The 17733-nt window shown below is 65.2% G+C and carries 15 protein-coding genes and 1 pseudogene; 9 read left to right on the top strand and 7 right to left on the bottom strand.

The features are described from left to right. Nucleotides 1-67 precede the first annotated feature (67 nt). A complete protein-coding gene (locus ACAG25_RS04760; protein WP_370487140.1) occupies nt 68-1024 on the bottom strand; it encodes an MOSC domain-containing protein in 957 nt (318 codons plus the stop codon). A 110-nt stretch (nt 1025-1134) separates the two neighbouring features. On the opposite strand from ACAG25_RS04760, the gene ACAG25_RS04755 reads away from it, so the two are divergent. Together ACAG25_RS04755 and ACAG25_RS04750 are read left to right on the top strand one after the other, a co-directional pair. After that, nucleotides 1135-1743, top strand: a complete 609-nt coding sequence (locus tag ACAG25_RS04755) for a TetR/AcrR family transcriptional regulator (RefSeq protein WP_370487139.1) — start codon at nt 1135-1137, stop codon at nt 1741-1743. A 76-nt stretch (nt 1744-1819) separates the two neighbouring features. After that, nucleotides 1820-2863 carry an LLM class flavin-dependent oxidoreductase gene (locus ACAG25_RS04750; protein WP_370487138.1) on the top strand — a complete coding sequence of 348 codons (1044 nt, stop codon included), beginning with the start codon at nt 1820-1822 and terminating at the stop codon, nt 2861-2863. A gap of 198 nt (nt 2864-3061) precedes the next feature. On the opposite strand, the gene ACAG25_RS04745 is transcribed toward ACAG25_RS04750, so the two are convergent. Beyond that, nucleotides 3062-4072, bottom strand: a complete 1011-nt coding sequence (locus ACAG25_RS04745; RefSeq protein ID WP_370487137.1) for a zinc-binding dehydrogenase — start codon at nt 4070-4072, stop codon at nt 3062-3064. A 99-nt stretch (nt 4073-4171) separates the two neighbouring features. Between ACAG25_RS04745 and ACAG25_RS04740 the strand changes: the two genes are divergently transcribed. After that, nucleotides 4172-5137 carry a zinc-binding dehydrogenase gene (locus tag ACAG25_RS04740; RefSeq protein ID WP_370487136.1) on the top strand — a complete coding sequence of 322 codons (966 nt, stop codon included), beginning with the start codon at nt 4172-4174 and terminating at the stop codon, nt 5135-5137. 43 nt (nt 5138-5180) lie between these two features. Then, the gene (locus ACAG25_RS04735) at nt 5181-5894 is read left to right on the top strand and encodes a TetR/AcrR family transcriptional regulator (protein ID WP_370487135.1); all 714 of its coding nucleotides are present in this window, start codon (nt 5181-5183) and stop codon (nt 5892-5894) included. A 6-nt stretch (nt 5895-5900) separates the two neighbouring features. On the opposite strand, the pseudogene ACAG25_RS04730 reads toward ACAG25_RS04735, so the two are convergent. Together ACAG25_RS04730 and ACAG25_RS04725 are read right to left on the bottom strand one after the other, a co-directional pair. Continuing rightward, nucleotides 5901-7005 (bottom strand): annotated as a pseudogene (locus tag ACAG25_RS04730) (NDMA-dependent alcohol dehydrogenase). Between the two features lie 51 nt (nt 7006-7056). Beyond that, a complete protein-coding gene (locus ACAG25_RS04725) occupies nt 7057-8892 on the bottom strand; it encodes a flavin-containing monooxygenase (RefSeq protein WP_370487134.1) in 1836 nt (611 codons plus the stop codon). A 118-nt stretch (nt 8893-9010) separates the two neighbouring features. Between ACAG25_RS04725 and ACAG25_RS04720 the strand changes: the two genes are divergently transcribed. From ACAG25_RS04720 to ACAG25_RS04710, 3 genes are all read left to right on the top strand, one after another. Next, on the top strand, nt 9011-10648 hold the full coding sequence (locus tag ACAG25_RS04720) for an AMP-binding protein (RefSeq protein ID WP_370487133.1): 1638 nt from the start codon (nt 9011-9013) through the stop codon (nt 10646-10648). A gap of 15 nt (nt 10649-10663) precedes the next feature. Beyond that, nucleotides 10664-12127, top strand: a complete 1464-nt coding sequence (locus ACAG25_RS04715; RefSeq protein ID WP_370487132.1) for an aldehyde dehydrogenase — start codon at nt 10664-10666, stop codon at nt 12125-12127. A 96-nt stretch (nt 12128-12223) separates the two neighbouring features. Further along, the gene (locus ACAG25_RS04710) at nt 12224-13375 is read left to right on the top strand and encodes an acyl-CoA dehydrogenase family protein (protein WP_370487131.1); all 1152 of its coding nucleotides are present in this window, start codon (nt 12224-12226) and stop codon (nt 13373-13375) included. 149 nt (nt 13376-13524) lie between these two features. Here ACAG25_RS04710 and ACAG25_RS04705 read toward each other — a convergent pair whose 3' ends face one another. After that, on the bottom strand, nt 13525-14661 hold the full coding sequence (locus ACAG25_RS04705) for a hypothetical protein (RefSeq protein WP_370487130.1): 1137 nt from the start codon (nt 14659-14661) through the stop codon (nt 13525-13527). Here ACAG25_RS04705 and ACAG25_RS04700 point away from each other — a divergent pair. After that, nucleotides 14645-14983, top strand: a complete 339-nt coding sequence (locus ACAG25_RS04700; protein WP_370487129.1) for an SDR family NAD(P)-dependent oxidoreductase — start codon at nt 14645-14647, stop codon at nt 14981-14983. The genes ACAG25_RS04705 and ACAG25_RS04700 overlap by 17 nt on opposite strands. Nucleotides 14984-15103: 120 nt before the next feature. Here the strand turns inward: ACAG25_RS04700 and ACAG25_RS04695 are convergent, their stop codons facing one another. Then, complete coding sequence (locus tag ACAG25_RS04695) at nt 15104-15541, bottom strand: pyridoxamine 5'-phosphate oxidase family protein (protein WP_370487128.1); 438 nt, start codon at nt 15539-15541, stop codon at nt 15104-15106. A gap of 141 nt (nt 15542-15682) precedes the next feature. On the opposite strand from ACAG25_RS04695, the gene ACAG25_RS04690 reads away from it, so the two are divergent. After that, a complete protein-coding gene (locus tag ACAG25_RS04690; RefSeq protein ID WP_370487127.1) occupies nt 15683-16045 on the top strand; it encodes a hypothetical protein in 363 nt (120 codons plus the stop codon). Between the two features lie 155 nt (nt 16046-16200). Here ACAG25_RS04690 and dnaB read toward each other — a convergent pair whose 3' ends face one another. After that, nucleotides 16201-17592 (bottom strand): replicative DNA helicase, encoded by a 1392-nt coding sequence (gene dnaB / locus ACAG25_RS04685; RefSeq protein WP_370487126.1) that lies wholly within the window; start codon nt 17590-17592, stop codon nt 16201-16203. Nucleotides 17593-17733 lie beyond the last annotated feature (141 nt).

Genomic DNA, 17733 nt, shown 5'->3' with positions numbered 1-17733 from the left:
ACGCAGACGGGGGACGGGTGATTGCCAGAGGGCGAAGCCGCGCCGCGCCACGTTCCCTCACGCAGACTTATGGTTGATCGCCACTGTTTGCAGATAGCTTCTCGATGACCGCTGCGAGCGCGTCCTCTCGGGACTCGACGCGCTCGAGGACGACCGGATCGCCGGTGCGCACGACGCCTGGCGTGATCACGTTCGCATAGCTTCCGGCGCACGCGACTTGACCCAGTGAACCTATATGCTTGCGGCCGAATCGAGCGATCGCCTTCAGCACACTGAGGTCCTTCGACAGACCGGCTTGCGGCAGGGTCGTCATCACGCATCGCGGCACGGGCATGAAGACATGGACAACGACTTCGGTGCCGATGTGGAGGTGGCAGCCAAGCCAGTCGTCTTCCTCGCGGAGTTCGCCGCCGTCGTCGATGAGGATGTTCGGCCGCAATCGCCGCGGATCCCAATCGCCGGCCGGGTATCGGCCCGCGAGCCCGCGCAGCGTGCTTCCGGCTATGACGTGTAGCGCAGCGATGTCGAGCATGGTGCCCGGTGCTGCCATTCCGACGTTGAAGTCCCGCACCTGCTCGCCGCCTTCGTCGCGAAACAGGGCTCGGAGTGGGCCTGGGTCCACGTCGGCGATGCCCGGCATGGCCAACTCCGCTGAGGCGCCCTCGGGGACACTGGCGAGGGGGGACACGTCGCGACCAAGCAGCGCCGACACGCGGCGCGCTAGCAGGGACAGGTCATCGCGCACCACCGTCCCGTCCGGAAAGGCGACCTCTATCGGTGGAACCGGCGCGTCGGGCCTTGGCGGCGACAGGAACCGTGCGCGACACTGCATCAGCGGGCCGTAGCGCTTGGGCCGCTTGGCGCTGACCACTTTGCCCGTCTCGACGTCCAGGAAGCCAAGGGCGCGATCACCCGCCACGCCGCCGAGGCCGATCGTGATTTCCCGGACTTCCTCGCCCATCATCGACTTGACGGGGTAACGCCAGAGCCGGTCCACGCATGCGCCTGTCATCGGTGTTCCCATCGAACCTCCGCATTCTCGATCAAAAACGAACAGTCATTCGTTATAGCCATGCTGGCCGTGGCGGCTCAGCCTGTCAAGAACGGATGTTCGTTTTGTGGCAGGGTGTGCTCATGCCCAAAGTCAGCGAGGAGCACCGGGCCGCTCGCCGCGAACAGATCATCGACGCCATGCTGCGCTGTGTCGCTCGCGACGGCTTCCACAAGACGTCCATGGCGACAGTGGTCGCCGAGTCCGGCCTGTCAGCAGGCGCCGTGTACCTCTATTTCAACGGCAAGGACGAACTGATCCGCGCAATCGCGGAACTCGTGGCCGGCGAGGGACTGTCCGTCGTGGTGGACCGAGCGGCCGCCGAGGTCCCGCCGCCACATCAGGTGCTCGAGAACGTGCTGGAGCGGGTCGTCGCACTGGGCGAGGAGCGCGGCGTCGACCTCCACCGCGTGGCGCTGCAGGCCTGGGCCGAGGCCGCGCGCGCCCCCGAGATCATGGCGATCTACCGGCGTGAGGGTGCCCGCGGCCGCGAGGCTTGGGCCACCTATGTCGAACGCGCTATCGCCGCTGGACATCTTCCGAGAGACGCCGATCCGACGCGCATCGCCCAAACGTTGATCGGGCTGATACCCGGCTTCATGGTGCAACGGCTGTTCTTCGAGGACCTCACCCCCGCGTCGTACGCCGCGGGCTTGGCCGACCTGATAGGGCCGTCAGTCGCGGCCCGGTGACCCCGTTTTTCGGCCCGTGGACAGGACGTCACACCTCGCGTGGAATAGGTGCGACCGTCGAACTGTCATCCATCCCATGAAGGGAAACGACCACGCCGCGGCGCGGATCCACGCCCCCGCGGTCGGTGTATGGACCGACGTCCGACCGGAACCTGGCGACACCCGTGCCGAGCGGCGCTACGGGGAACTCCTCGAGGAGGTACGCCTGGCTGATCGATTGCCTTTTCGTACGTTCGCCACGACCGAACAGCACGGTGTCGACGACGGCTATCTCCCTGCGCAGCTTCCGCTCATCGCCGGACTCGGGGTGGCGACGGAGCGAATCCGGTTCATGACGAACGCCCTGCTGTTACCGCTGCATCCGTGGCGCCAGGTGGTCGAACAGGCGACCGTGGCCGATCTTCTGTCGGGCGGACGGCTCGAACTGGGCGTCGCAGCCGGTGGATACGCGCGTGAGTTCGACCTGTTCGGAGCCGATTTCCACCAGCGCGGCGAACTGATGGAACGAGGCCTGAAGTTCATCCGACAAGGCCTCCGCCACGGATCGCTGCCCGACGGCCCCGGCGGAACTGACGTCACGGTGTCGCCGCGCCCGGTTCAGGACGACATCCCGATCTATCTCGGGGGCGGCGCGCCGAAGGTGCTTGATCGAGCAGTTCGGCTCTCCGACGGGGTGATCCCTGTTGACTTCTTCTCTCCCGAAACCAAATTCGCGGAATTGTGGGAGAACGGACTTGCACCCGCCCTGGCGCGACACGGCCGATCGCTCGAGGACTTCCGCTTCTCCATCTGCGTTCCACTCTGGGCGTCCGAGGATCCCGAGCGGGATTGGAACCTCTTCTACCGCGACGCCATCGAGTATCAGTTCAACCAATACGCGAGTTGGGCCCGGGACCGCTCACAGGTCGGCGTCGACACCGACTCCGACACGCCCTGGCGCCGCGAGGCGATGTTGATCGACACGCCGGAGAACATCGTCCGACGCCTCAAAGACATCCGCGCTCGCGCGCCCTATCACCAGGTCGTGTTCTGGTACCGGATTCCGCACATCGGCCACGACCGCGCGATGGCACACCTCGAACTCATGGCGCACAAAGTCGTCCCGTTCCTCGACGACTAGCAATCCGGTCTCGGCTTCGATCGCCCTGTGAAGACGTGACTGAGTCAAACCCGGAGTCCTCGCCTGATCAGCCCCAACCTGGCCGAAACCGTCGAGGCGGCGCAGGCCAACGCAGGCAATGCCAAAGACCTCACCGCTGCTGCGGCGTTCGGCCGACGAAGCGGCGTGTGTCGCGGCCCTGTAGTGCGGCGACTTACGCTACGGAACCAGCACCAGCCTGATCGGATCGCCTTCTTTGGTTTCGAGTTGGCGGACCGCGTCGGCAGCTTGTTCCAACGGCAGCACCGCGGAGACGGAGTCCCGCAGATCGAGACGGCCCCACTGCACCAACCGGACCAACTGCTCGACGTCGGGCGGCAGGTACCCGTAGTGGCCGAGGATGCGCTGCTGGAACGCAACGAGAGCCACACTGTTCTCCACGGTGAACGGATGGCCGCTGACACCGACGATCGTCAGCCGTCCGCCGGGGTTCAGCAGCGGCAGGATCTGCTCGTCGATGCCCGGGAATCCGGCGAAATTGAAGGCCGCGTCGAGGCCGCGCCCGCCGAGAAACGCACCGATTTCTTCGACGAAGTTGGGTGCGGTCGGATCGAACGCCGCGTCGGCGCCACGTCGAAGTGCGTTCTCCCGCGGGCCCGATAGGGGATCGACCGCGATGATCGGCGCGGCGCCCGTCATCCGCAGGACCTGGATGGCGTGGATGCCAAGGCCTCCGACACCCCAGACGCCCACGGCTTCTCCGGGTCTGACGTCGGCGGTGTGGCGGATCGCGGCAAACGGCGTCGACACCGCATCGGGAATGATGCAGGCCTGTTCGAACGGCAGGGTATCCGGGATCGACACCAGGACGCCGTGGGGCACGACGACGTATTCCGCCCAGCCACCGTCGTAATCGACGCCCATGGTGTCGACGCCCCACGGCTTTGCGATCAGCGCCTGCAAGGCGACGCGGTCGCCCTCGGCCCAGCCCTCGACACCGCTGCCCACGGCGTCGATGGTCCCGGCGACCTCGTGTCCCAGAGTGCGTTGCGCATCAGCGTCGCGCAGCGGCCGGACGAGCCCGCCGATGAGGTGGACATCCGACAGGCACACGCCGGCTGCCCTCACCTTGACCCGAACCTCTCCGTGCCCGGGGCTGGGTACCGCGACCTCTTCCACGCGGAACTGCCCGGTTCCGAAGTTCATTCGGCCGGCTTTCATCGTCGCCATGGGTCGTCCTTCCTCGCGAGATCCACTCGTTGTGATCGAAGCCTCTTTATGACACTATGTCAATTATTATTGACTGCAAGTCTAATCGGAGAGGGCACCATGTCCGCATGGCAATTCAGCTCTGCTGCAACGGGTCTTGAGAACGTCGACTATCAGGCGCCCAGTCCTGGACCGGATCAGGTCCTCATCGACGTCGAGGCGGCCGGGCTGTGTCAGTCCGATGTGCACATCGTCAACGGACACGGGGACGCCTGGCTGCGCAAGCGGCCCATCATCCTCGGACACGAGGTAGCCGGCACGGTACGTGCGCTCGGTTCGGATGTCACCGACCTCGCAGTCGGCGATCGAGTCGCCGTCGCACTGATCGCCCACCCGATCGAGCAAGCCGATTTCGCCAACGGCATCGGCCTCGGGTTCGACGGTGGTTTCGCGCCGCAGGCGGTGGTCCCCCGCGCCACTATGGTCCGGATCCCGGACGGTGTGCCGTTCACCCACGCCGCCGTCGCCACCGACTCCATCGCCACCGCCTACCACGCGGTCGTCGCCGAATCCGGTATCGGTCCCGGGTCGACCGTCGTGGTCATCGGCCTCGGCGGGCTCGGGCTCAATGCGGTGCAGATCGCGAATCAGCGGGGCGCCACCGTCTATGGCGTCGACGTCAACCCCGATGTGTTCGAGACGGCACGGGCACAGGGTGCCACCGAGTGCTTCACCCGTATCAGCGATCTTCCCGGCATGGCCGAGGCCGTGATCGACTTCGCGGGGATGGGGAGCACGACCGCCGAAGCGCTCGCGGCGGTGCGCCCCGGCGGTCGGGTAGTCGTCGTCGGTCTCGGCGCCCCCGAAGCGACCATCCCGACCCATCTGCTCGTCACCCACAACATCCAGCTGCGGGGCTCCCTCGGCGCGAGTCTCGAAGACCTCGAGGCCGTCCTCGACCTCATCGCCGCCGGCAAACTCACGCCGGTGATCGAAGAGGTGCCGTTCAGCGAGGTTCCGGCGGCCTTGAAGCGCCTCGAGGCCGGGCAAGCCCGCGGCCGCCTGGTGACGCGTCCCCGCGGCTGACCTGCCACAGTCGTGGGGCCACCTGCGGCTAGAATGGGGCACTATGCCGGACCCAAAAACCGGCGCGGGCAGGGAAGATGCTGTCCTGCTTGGTGATCGGCGGCTACCAAGTAAGGGTGAGCGCCAGCGCCGTGCGATCCTCGACTGTCTGCCCGACCTACTGGCAACCCGTCCGATCACGGAGTTGACCGTCGGCGAGATCGCTGCGGCGGCGCGCGTCCAAAGATCCGGGTTCTACTTCTATTTCGAGTCGAAGTACACAGCGCTGGCCGTGATCACCTCCGAGATCTGGTCGGAGCTGATGGACCGCGCGCGGTTCTTCAGCCGCTCGGCCGACGAGTCCGCCGCCGACTTCATCGGCCGCACCACCGACATCGCGCTCGACTTGTGGCGCAACCACGAAGGCGTCCTGATGGCCTCCGTGCAGGCGATACCGCTCGACACCCAGTTGGCCGAGCTGTGGCAGGACTGGATCCAACGACTGGCCGACATCGTGTCCAACCAGGTGCTCGAGGATCAGGAACGGGGGCTGGCCCATCCCGTCTCCCCCGACGTGCCCGCACTCACCTCCACGCTGTTGGAGATGACCATGCACATCTTCTACACGAACCGACTGCGGCAGCACGACGAAGCGCAGACTGCGCAACTACGCGACATGGTGGTGTCCATTTGGATCGCGTCGGCCTGGGGTATCACCGCGCCACAAGCCGGCGCATCGGCCGCGCCGGCGGCACAGCGCCGCCGGCGCAGACCCTGATCCGGCTCAGAACCGGATCAGGCCGCGCAGATTGCGTCCGTTCTTGAGGTCCTCGTAGCCCTGGTTGACGTCATCGAGGGTGTACTCCCGGGTGACGAGTTCGTCGAGCTTCAGCAGACCGGTCTCGTACAGGTCGAGCATCCGGAAGATGTCATGACGAGGGTTCGATGAGCCGAACAGGCAACCGCGGACCTGCTTTTCGTAGAGGGTGAGGTCGAAGAGCGACATGTCCACGGTGGTGTCCGTCGGGTGCGGGATGGCGGTCATGACGACCCGCCCCCGCTTACCCACCAGGCTCAGGCCCTGTCCGACGTAAGCGCCTTCCGCGCTGTCGGTGGTCACCACGCAGACATCGGCCATCCGGCCGCGGGTCAGGTCGGTGACGATGGCGCGCGCCTCATCGACATCGGCCGCCGCGTGGGTGGCGCCGAACTCGACGGCCGGTTCACGCTTGTAGGCGACGGGATCCAGCGCGACGATGTGCCGCGCGCCGGCGATCCGTGCGCCCTGGACGGAGTTGATCCCGATTCCGCCGACGCCCATCACCACCACGGTGTCGCCGTCCTGGGTCTCCCCGGTGCGCACAGCGGCGCCGTAGCCGGTGGTCACGCCGCAGCCGACCAACGCCGCCTTGTCGAGCGGAATATCCTTGTCCACCTTCACCACTGAGGCCATAGGCACCACGGTGTATTCGGAGAAGGTACCGAGCACACATTTGCCCGAGCCCTTGGCCGCAGGCGTGGAACCGGTGGGTGCCGTCGAGTTGCGGACCGAGCACGATCGCCGCGCCCAGTTCGCAGAGGTTGCTCATGCCTCGAGCACATTCGCGGCACCGCCCACACGCGGGGATGAAGTTCAGCACCACATGGTCACCGACCTCGACCTCGCTGACACCGGGGCCGACATCGACGACGACGCCGGCTCCTTCGTGGCCGCCCACCGCGGGAAGCTGCATCGGCATGTCCCCGGTCACGAGGTGGTCGTCGGAGTGGCACAGTCCGCTGGCGACCAGCTTGACCAGGACTTCGCGTTCCTTCGGCCCGTCGAGTTCGACCTCCTCGACTTCCCATTTCTGGTTCAGGCCCCACAGCACAGCGGCTTTGGTCTTCATCGGATCTCCTGTTCTGCGTTCAGTTGACGTCCGCGGTTCGGGGTCCACGCCCTACTGCTGCGGTTGCAGGTCAGCCGACTGCAACCGCAGCCCTGCGAATTCCTGGTCGTCCCACCACTTGTCGATCATGTCCCAGAACTCGACCTCGCTGCCCTGGTAGACGTCGTTCCAGAAGCCGCGCTCGAGATCGCCCTGGCCGTTGTAGTAGCCCGGGGTGCACGTCGACAGGTAGAACATCCGCGCCAGGAACGACTCGCGGGTGCGTTGCACCCACTCGGCTTGCGCTTGTTCGTCGGGTTCGATGGTGGCGATGTCGCGTTCGAGCGCGTGGGCGAGGACCCGGGCGGCGTGGCGGGCTTTCCGGTCGAGCATGAAGGTGAAGTTGACGACGTAGGCGTTCTGGCTCACGCCCAGCTCGACGAAGTTCGGGAAGCCGGCCGAGAAGAAGCCGTGCAGCGTCTTGTGGCCGTCGGCGAACTTCTCGCGCATCGACTGTCCGTCACGCCCGATGATGTCGTAACCGTAGCGATCGGCTGTGGCGGAACCGGTTTCGAAGCCGGTTGCGAAGATGATGCAGTCGACGTCGTAATGGGTACCGTCGACCACCAGTCCCGTCTCGGTGAATCTCTCGACGCCGTTGGGCGATGCGACCAGATGTACGTTCGGTTTGTTGAAGGACTGGAGGTACTCGTCGTTGAAGGTGGGCCGCTTGCAGATCGCCCCGAACCATGGTTTGAGTGCTTCGGCGGTGTCGCGGTCTTCGACGATGCTGTCGATGCGCGCGTGCACTCCGCGCATCAGGGCCATGTCGGCGACCTCGGACAGGACCATTTGGTCTTCGAGCTCCAGTGACGTCACCGGTGTTTCGACCAGCTGCTGTCCCGTGACCGCGGTCAGGATCGTCGTCCAGATGTCGCCGACGAGGTTCTCGTCCTGCGGATGACCGTTGACCAGCGAGTTGAAGTTGTGGTGGCGTCGCTGCTGCCAGCCAGGCTCCAGGCTCGCCGCCCACGCCGGGTCGGTGGGCCGGTTGTCGCGGGGGCCGACGACACTGGGGGTGCGCTGGATGACGAACAGCTCTGCGGCGTCGTCGGCCAGGAACGGTATCGCCTGCACACCGGTGGCGCCGGTGCCGATGATGGCGACCCGCTTGTCGCGCAGGTTGCTCATCCCACCGTGTTGGTCTCCGCCGGTGTAGTCGTAATCCCAACGGCTGGTGTGGAACATCGAGCCCTTGAACTCCGCGATGCCGGGGACGCGCGGAAACTGCGGCTTGTTCAGCGGTCCGTTGGCACGCACGACGAAGCGGGCGGTCAGCACGTCACCACGGTCGGTGCGGATCTCCCAGCGTCGGGTGTCCTCCGACCAGGTCACCGAGGTCGCCGACGTGCCGAACAGCGCGGCCGGGTAGAGGTCGTAATGGCGACCGATACGTCGCGCGTGCTCGAAGATCTCGTCGCCGTCGGCGTAACGCTGACTCGGGATGAATCCGGTCTCCTCCAGCAACGGGAGATAGATGTAGGACTCGACGTCGCATTGCACGCCCGGATAGCGGTTCCAGTACCAGGTGCCGCCGAAGTCGCCGGCCTGCTCGACGATCCGGAAGTCCTTGACCCCCTGCTGGGTCAGATAGGCGCCGGCCAGCAGGCCACCGAAGCCACCGCCGAGGATGACGACGTCGTGCTCGGCCTGCACCGCAGGGCGCTCGATGGGCTCGCTGTAGGGGTCGACGTCGTCGATCTCACGGAGGTCGTCGATGCCCTGGAACTGCTCGAGGTGGTCGTCCCGAAGGCGTTTGGACCGTTCCTCGGCGTAGCGCGCGCGGATCGGCGCCGGGTCGAAGTCGATGTCGATGGCGATTCCGGACTTCGGCAGCGTGAAGCTCATGGCGCGTCCTCCCGAGCAAAACATTATTGACAATGTGTCATTTTCTAACGACACTATGTCATATAGTTGTGTGGCTCACAAGAAACATGTTGAGTAAACCCAGACACAGGGAGAGCCGATGAGCGAAGCCGCAGCGTCCTATGCCCGCGGGGACACGAGCACTCCGCTGCTCGCCGACACCATCGGTCAGAACCTCGACAAGACGGCCGCCAGATTCCCCGACCGGGAGGCACTGGTGGAGGTCACCACAGGTCGACGCTGGACCTACGCGGAATTCCAGGCGGCCACACGACAATTGGCCAGCGGTCTGCTCGCATTGGGGGTACGCCGCGGTGACCGGGTCGGACTCTGGTCTCCCAACACCGCGGAGTGGACCATCGTCCAGTACGCGACCGCCCGGATCGGGGTCATCCTCGTCACCATCAACCCGGCGTACCGACTCGACGAACTCGACTTCGTACTCAAGCAGGCCGGCATCCGGACCGTCATCGCCGCCTCGTCATTCAAGGGATCCGACTACGAAGCGATGCTCGCGGGTGTCACGGAACGCTGCCCTTCCGTCCAGGACGTGATCATCGTCGGGTCCGACGCCTGGGAGCGCCTCTGTTCCACACCGGTCGACGAAGCCGCGATCGATGCGATCGCCGAGAAGCTGCAGCCCGGAGATCCCATCAACATCCAATACACCTCGGGTACAACGGGTTTTCCCAAGGGCGCCACGCTGTCGCACTCGAACATCCTCAACAACGGCTACTTCGTCGGTGAGGGGCTGGGCTATACCGAGGAAGACCGGGTGTGCATCCCCGTGCCCTTCTACCACTGTTTCGGGATGGTGATGGGAAACCTGGCGTGCACGTCACACGGGTCGGCGATGGTCATCCCGGCCCCGGGGTTCGATCCCGTCGCCACCCTGACCGCCGTCGCTCAGGAACGGTGCACCTCGCTGTACGGCGTGCCGACGATGTTCATCGCCGAACTCGACCTCAAAGACCTTGCGTCGTACGACCTCAGCAGTCTGCGGACCGGGATCATGGCGGGTTCGCCGTGCCCGGAACAGGTGATGCGCCAGGTCATCGACGTGATGAACATGGGCGAGGTCGCCATCTGCTACGGCATGACCGAAACCTCGCCGGTGTCCACCCAGACCCGCCCGTCCGACACCCTCGCTCAACGTGTGGGTTCCGTCGGAAGGGTGGGGCCACACCTCGAGGTCAAGATCGTCGCTCCCGACTCGGACCGGACCGTGCCGCGCGGAGAACCCGGCGAACTGTGCACCCGCGGCTACAGCGTGATGTCGGGCTACTGGGACGAGCCGGAGAAGACCGCAGATGCCATCGATGCCGACGGATGGATGCACACCGGCGACATCGCGGTCATGGACGAAGACGGCTATATAGCGATCACCGGCCGGATCAAGGACATGGTGATCCGCGGTGGTGAGAACATCTATCCCCGCGAGATCGAGGAGTTTCTCTACACGCACCCCGACATCATCGACGCCCAGGTGGTGGGTGTCCCCGATGACCGCTACGGCGAAGAGCTGATGGCGTGGCTTCGGGTCCGCGACGGTGCGCCGCACCCCACCGCCGAGACCATCCGGGAATTCTGCACCGGCCGCATCGCGCACTACAAGATCCCGCGCTACGTCGTCGTGGTCGACGATTATCCCATGACCGTCACCGGTAAGGTCCGCAAGATCGAGCTCCGCGAGCGAGGCCGCGAACTCGCGACATCTAATGCTGCGCAGACTATCTGAGCCCCAGGAGGAATCATGACCACAGCCCCGACCTTCTCGATCGACAACGCCGAGGGCTTCTTCATCGACGGTGCATGGGTGAAACCCACCGGCTCCGAGTCGATCACCGTGGTCGAGGCGAGCTCCGGCCGCGAGATCGCCACCGTGCCCGGTGCCGCTCCCGCCGACATCGACGCGGCCGTCGCCGCGGCCCGACGTGCCTTCGACCACTCCGACTGGCCCACACTGGCACCCGCCGACCGCGCGGCGAAGATGCGCTCGCTGGCCCGTGAACTGCAGGCACGCTCCGCTGACACCGCCCGCCTCGTCAGCTCGCAGAACGGAATGCCGATCGCGATCTCCTCGGCGACCGAGGCGGTGGTCCCTGCCGTGCTGCTGGAGTACTACGCCGGTCTGGTCACCCAACAAGTCGACGAGGAGATCCGGCAGGGAATGGCCGGTGGCCGCACCATGATCCGGCGTGAACCCGTCGGTGTGGTCGCTGCCATCATCCCGTGGAACTTCCCGCAGGCACTGACCTTCTTCAAACTGGCACCGCTGCTGGCCGCCGGCTGCACCGTGGTGATCAAACCGTCGCCGGAGACGGTGCTCGACGCGCAGGTGCTGGCCGAGGCGGTCCGCGCCTCCGACATCCCGGACGGCGTCGTCAACATCGTTGCCGGTGGTGCCGAGGCGGGTGCCTACCTGGTCGCGCACCCCGGGATCGACAAGGTCGCCTTCACCGGATCCACGGCGGCCGGCCGCGCGATCGGCGAAGTCTGCGGTCGGCTGATCCGCCCGATGACGCTGGAACTCGGCGGCAAATCGGCGTCGGTGATCCTCGACGACGCGGACCTGCCGACGCTTCTGGGACAGTTCTTCGAAGCCACGCTGATGAACAACGGTCAGACCTGCTACCTGGGCACCCGGGTGCTCGCACCGAGTCACCGCTACACCGAGATCGTCGACACGCTCACCGATTTCGCGCGTTCTTTGGTCGTCGGCGACGCCCTGGACAGCAGCACCCAGATCGGGCCGCTGGCCTCGGCGCGCCAACAACAACGCGTGCAGGGCTACATCGACAAGGGTGTCGCCGAGGGCGGTCGCGTGACCACCGGCGGTGGGCGCCCCACCGACCGCGACCAGGGCTGGTTCGTCGAACCGACCATCTTCGCCGACGTCGACAACTCCCACACGATCGCACGCGAGGAGATCTTCGGACCGGTTCTGGCTGTCATTCCGTACCGGAGCGTCGACGAGGCCGTCGAGATCGCCAACGACTCCGACTACGGACTCGGCGGCAGCGTCTGGACCGCCGACGAACAACGCGGCCTCGACGTCGCCCGGCGCATCCGCACAGGGTCCATCGGCATCAACCACTACTCCCTGGACTTCTGCGCCCCGTTCGGAGGGGTCAAGGCCAGCGGACTCGGCCGCGAACTCGGCCCGGAAGGCCTGGCTGCCTATCAGGTGACGAAGTCGATCTACCTGCCGCAGTGACCGGTCAGCGGTAAAGGGACCTCGACGCCACACGCGAATCAGCTACGGTTCGCTGCTCACGCGACAGCCGCCCTACCCGCCCGTGAAGGAAACACCATGCTCAACAAACACGTCCCCGCCTGGCACGACGAGCAGGTCGCTGCGTTGTCAGAACTCGCGGCCGGGTTCTTCGAGCGGGAGGTGATGGCACGTTCCGAACTGTGGGACAAACAACGCCGCATCGATCGCTCGGTTTGGCTCGAGGCCGGCAAGCTCGGGCTGCTGTTGTGTTCGATCCCCGAGGAGTACGGCGGCGGGGGTGGCACCTTCGCCCATGACCTCGCCGTCTTCGAGGCGCAGGGCTACGCCGGCGATCTCGCCTTCGGCATCGCCATCCACAGCGGCATCGTTCCGCACTACCTCCTCGAGTACGGGACTGAGGAGCAGAAGAAGCAGTGGCTTCCCGCGATGGCGACCGGCGAGGTGTTGACCGCCCTCGGGATGACCGAGCCCGGCGCGGGATCAGACCTGAAGGCCATCCGCACCACTGCGATCCGTAGCGGCGACGAATACATCGTCAACGGCTCGAAAACGTTCATCACCAACGGCAGTTCAGCCGACATGATTCTGCTGGCGGTCAAGACCGATCCGAAGGCCGGTGCGCGCGGGGTGTCGCTGTTGATCGTCGACCTGCGCGACACCCCCGGCTTCGAGGTCGGCCGAGTCCTGGACAAGGTCGGCCAGCACGGCGCGGACACCTCGGAGTTGTCATTCTCCGATGTCCGGGTGCCGGTGACCAACCTGTTGGGCGAGGTCGAGGGCCGAGGCTTCGGCCAGATGATGGCCCAACTACCGCAGGAGCGGCTGATCATCGGGGCGCAGGCGGTCGGCGGGATGGAGCGTGCGGTCGACGATACCGTGGCCTACACCAAATCGCGGCAAGCCTTCGGCCACAGTCTGTTCGAATTCCAGAACACCGCTTTCGAACTCGCCGAATGCGCCACCCTCACCAGAACCTGCCGCATATTTCTCGACCATTGCATCCAGGCCCACCTCCGCGGTGAACTGGACCCCACCGAGGCTGCGATGGCGAAGTACTGGCTGACCGACCAGCAGTGCGCGGTGATCGATCGCTGCGTGCAGCTGCACGGCGGGTACGGCTACATGCGGGAGTATCTGATTGCCCGGATGTACGAAGATGCTCGCGTGCAACGGATCTACGGCGGAGCCAACGAGGTGATGAAGCAGATCATCTCGAGAGCTCTGTGAGTGCTGTCCGGCGTTTGCGAGCCGGGTGAACCACGCGTGCGGAACAATGGCGGAGAATCCGTCGCATCGCGTCATACCGCGCAGGAACGTTCGCACCAGTACGCACGAACGAGCCGCACGGTAGGGGACCGTGGTCGGGGTAGAGGCGGTCAGTACCAGGGTCCGTCGTAGTCGCCGGACTCTCCGCGTGCGGCGTACAGCGAATCCGGATAGATCCCTTGCGGTGCCAGCGCCTCGCCGGGCCCGGCAGGCCAGATCAGTTCCCACCCCTCTTTGAGCGGACTCAGCGGCACCAGTGACCATCCGGAGTGCACCGGTTGGCCGGTGGTCAGGTCGATGACCGGATTGTCCGATTCATTCGTCACATACAGGTAGTTGGACCCGAGATACGTGTTGGACAGATCAATCTTCAAGCCTTCGATCTGCTGTTGATCGAGCGCAAAGACCTCCTTCTCGGCTTTCCTGTCGTACACCGTGAGATACGCACCGTCCCTGGCGCCTTTGAGTAAGAGCAGGTCGCCATAGGACGAGGTGTCGGCCAAATAGGGCGCTACGGGTCCAGAGGTCTTCCTTGTCTGCATGTCGAAGAGGAACACGCCTGGCTCGGACGGGTCCCCTCCCCCGTGGTACATCAGGAAGCCGGCGGGGGTGGCTTGCATGTCGGTGGACACCACGTTCGGGAACTCGCCGACCTTCGATCCATCGGTGCCGTCGAAGAACTCCGCCACCCACTGGTCGTAGGCTTGCGTCGGGCTCACCAGCTGCGTTCCGGTCTTCCGAGTCGTCGCGTATCCGGCATATGTCACGTAGAGCGACTCAGATGGTTCGGCTGTCATTTCGACTCGCTGCGCGAGTGTCTTGGGCTCGTAGGATCTGAGCGACAGAGGTTTTCCGTCGTAGCGGGACTGCTCCAGAAAATAGACGCCGCCATCAGTGGCTGGTTGCAGCCGGAACGAATCCACCGGTGCAGGCAGTCGCACCGTCGCAGTTGCCTCTTTCGACACACCATCGAGCATCACGAGCTGTGTATAGCGCTCTTCGGGCGTCAGACCTGCTGAGGGTGTGGTAGCAGTGAATGCGAACGTCACGAGTAGATCCGAGTTCTCAGTCGACGTCACGACGCAGGCGAACTCCTCCAGGTTGTCGTTGTCCGGCACCGGGATTGCGGGCATCGGGACTCTCTCGCCGCTGCGGGTGTCGAGTATCCGGCCCTGCTGCGACGCGGAGATGTGTCCCTGGGAAACCGAGCGTTCCGGTGGAGGGGTCGTCGTGAATGTATCGACCATGGTTGCGTCCTTCGGCACCGACGGTTCTGCTGTGTACGCCTCCAGCAAGGCGGCCCTCAATCACCTGACGAAATGCTGGGCGGCGGAGTACGGCCCCCAGGGCGTTCGCGTCAACGCCGTTGCCCCCGGCCCGACCCTCACCGACAACGCCGTCGCCCAGTTCGGCCAGGACGGCCTGGTCCACATGATGCGCCAGGCACCGGCACGTCGGGCAGCGGAGGCCGCCGAAATCGCCACGACAGCAGTCTTTCTCGCCAGCGACGATGCCAGTTTCATTCACGGCGCGATAGTGCCCGCAGACGGCGGTCGAACCGCTTCCTGAACCACTCACCCTCGGCTGCGATTGTTCATGTCGTTGCATCTCACGACCTGTCGCTTCCCGAGCTTCATGTCCACCCCTGATGTGAACGACGCCTGCGGCGGACTTGGAGGTCCGCCGCGGCTATTCGTCGTCCGACGAGTCGCCGTAGTCCCAAGACAGGGTTCGCGCGGGGGTCACGTAGATGTAGGTGGCACCCGGTCTCGGCGCGGTGGGCCACTCGGACTCCTGCACGCCGCGTGACCGGGCACCGTGGCGTGCGAGCTCCAGCGTTTCAGCAGCGTCCCGAACGATGCGTGCGTGACCTTGGAACATCACCCCGCGGATATCCGCCATGGTTGAACCGTCTTCGAGCATGACGCTCACGGCCGAGTTGCGCTCTATGTTGGCCACTTTGCGCGTGCCATCTCGCACACCCATGACGACATCGCCACCCAACCGAAAGTACCCCAGCGGCACGGTGTGTGGGAATCCGTCCTTGTCGATCGTGGTCAGGATCGCCCAGCCCGGACGGCTGTCGAGAAGCTCCGCGATTTCGTCGTCAGTGAGTTTGCGTGGCATGTGACGAGGCTACTCGCGGGGCCGCTCTCGCCCGCATTGCAGCGAAAGCTCTACGGCAGACCCCTCGCTGTCGGTCGACCCCGGCAAGCGGTGCCGCTCACGTAGCGGCTTCGGAGTTCTGCGAGGTCTAACGTTGGCGGCATGGGTTTGTTCAGCCATGAGGAGTTCCACTCCGCCGACCGCACTGCGGGCGACGCGGGTGGGGCCGTTGAGAGAGCGCGCCGTACCGAGCTGGACGAATTCGAGGCGAATGATCCTGTGGTGATAGGTCCGGGTTTGCCGCCCGAGGATGGCTCGTGCGGTCAATTCGCCGTGCAGTTTCACGTGTCCACGTCAATGCTGATCGGGTTGAAACGTATTGCTGATATGCGTGGGGTGAGCGTGCCGGAGGTGTGCCGCCAGGTGATCGGTGTGTTTGTTGCCCAGCAGGAGGGCGAACTGGATGCGTTGCTTGCTGCTGAGTCCGAGGCGGCTGACTACCGGCCGAGTTTGGGCCACTCGTAGTTGAGTCCCCGCGGGAGGATTACGCGGATACGCGGCAAACACGCTCACTTTTGATAGGAGATCTGCTGTCGCGTCTCAGATCGGTCTGGACAAGTGCAACAGTGGTGCAGTCGGTCACGAAGAGGTGCGGTCAGACTTGAGAACCTGCGCGACCCCTACGCCTTCGCCATGTTCGCAAAGCGCGACAGATGCAGTTGGTGCGCCACGGTAATCGTCTTCGTGGGGCCGTTACGGTGCTTGCCGAGAATCAGGTCGGCCTCGCCACCACGCGGGTCGTCACGCTCGAACGCATCGGGGCGGTGCAGCAGGATCACCATGTCCGCATCCTGCTCAAGGGACCCGCTTTCGCGAAGGTCAGATACCTGCGGGCGCTTGTCGGTGCGCTGCTCAGGGCCACGGTTCAGCTGGCTGATCGCCACGACGGGAACGTTGAGTTCCTTGGCCATCAGCTTGATGCTGCGCGAGAAGTCCGAGACTTCCTGCTGACGCGACTCGTACTTCTTGCCCGAGCTCATCAGCTGCATGTAGTCGATGACCACCAGCCGCAGGCCGGCCTTCTGCGACAGGCGGCGCGCCTTCGCGCGGATCTCCATCATCGTCAGGTTCGGCGAATCGTCGATATACAAAGGCGCCTCGCTGATCTCGCTCATGCGGCGCGCCAGCCGGGTCCAGTCGTCGTCGCTCATCCGGCCCGAACGCATGTCGGCAAGCTTGATCTTCGCTTCGGCCGACAGCAGACGCATGACGATCTCGGTCTTGCTCATCTCCAAAGAGAAGATGACACTGGGCAATTGGTGCTTGATCGAGCACGAACGCATGAAATCCAGTGCCAGCGTTGATTTTCCGACACCAGGCCTGGCCGCGACGATGATCATCTGCCCGGCGTGCAGCCCGTTGGTGACCTCGTCGAGCTCGACGAACCCGGTCGGCACACCCTTGGAGATGCCACCCTCGGACGCGATGGCGTCGATCTCGTCCATCGTGGGCTGGAGGATCTCCTCGAGGATCACGAAGTCCTCGGCGGCGCGGCGCTCGGTCACGTCGTAGATCTCGGCCTGGGCACGGTCGACGATGTCGCTGACGTCGGCGCCGTCAGCCCCGGCGTAGCCGTACTGCACCACGCGGGTGCCGGCCTCCACCAGACGGCGCAGCAGCGCCTTCTCGGCGACGATCTCGGCGTAGTAGCCGGCATTGGCCGCAGTGGGCACCGTGGAGATCAGCGTGTGTAGATACGGCGCCCCACCGACGCGGCGCAACAGCCCGCGCCGATCCAGCTCGGCGGCCACGGTGACGGCGTCGGCCGGCTCACCGCGCCCGTAGAGGTCCAGGATCGCGTCGTAGACGATCTGGTGGGCCGGCTTGTAGAAGTCGCCGGGACGCAGCTTCTCCAGCACGTCGGCGATCGCGTCCTTGCTCAGCAGCATGCCTCCGAGCACCGCCTGCTCGGCCGCAGGATCCTGCGGGGGCTGACGCCCGAAATCCTCGCTCGGCGGAGGCTCCGCCGCCGCGCTCTCACCGGGACGACCCAGGTCATCTACGACTGCCACGCAGTACCGCACCCCCTCCATATTCGGTTCGAACGCCTTTTCGAGGAACTGTAGGGACGGGGTCTGACAAAACAAGATCGAAAGTCCGTACAGGTTCCTGCGACGGCCAACGCTAGACGTTGCTGGCGCAGGCGCAAGCGG

Source organism: Mycobacterium sp. pV006, from assembly GCF_041287115.1.
Lineage (GTDB): Bacteria > Actinomycetota > Actinomycetes > Mycobacteriales > Mycobacteriaceae > Mycobacterium.
This window is presented reverse-complemented; position numbering and strand designations above follow the sequence as displayed.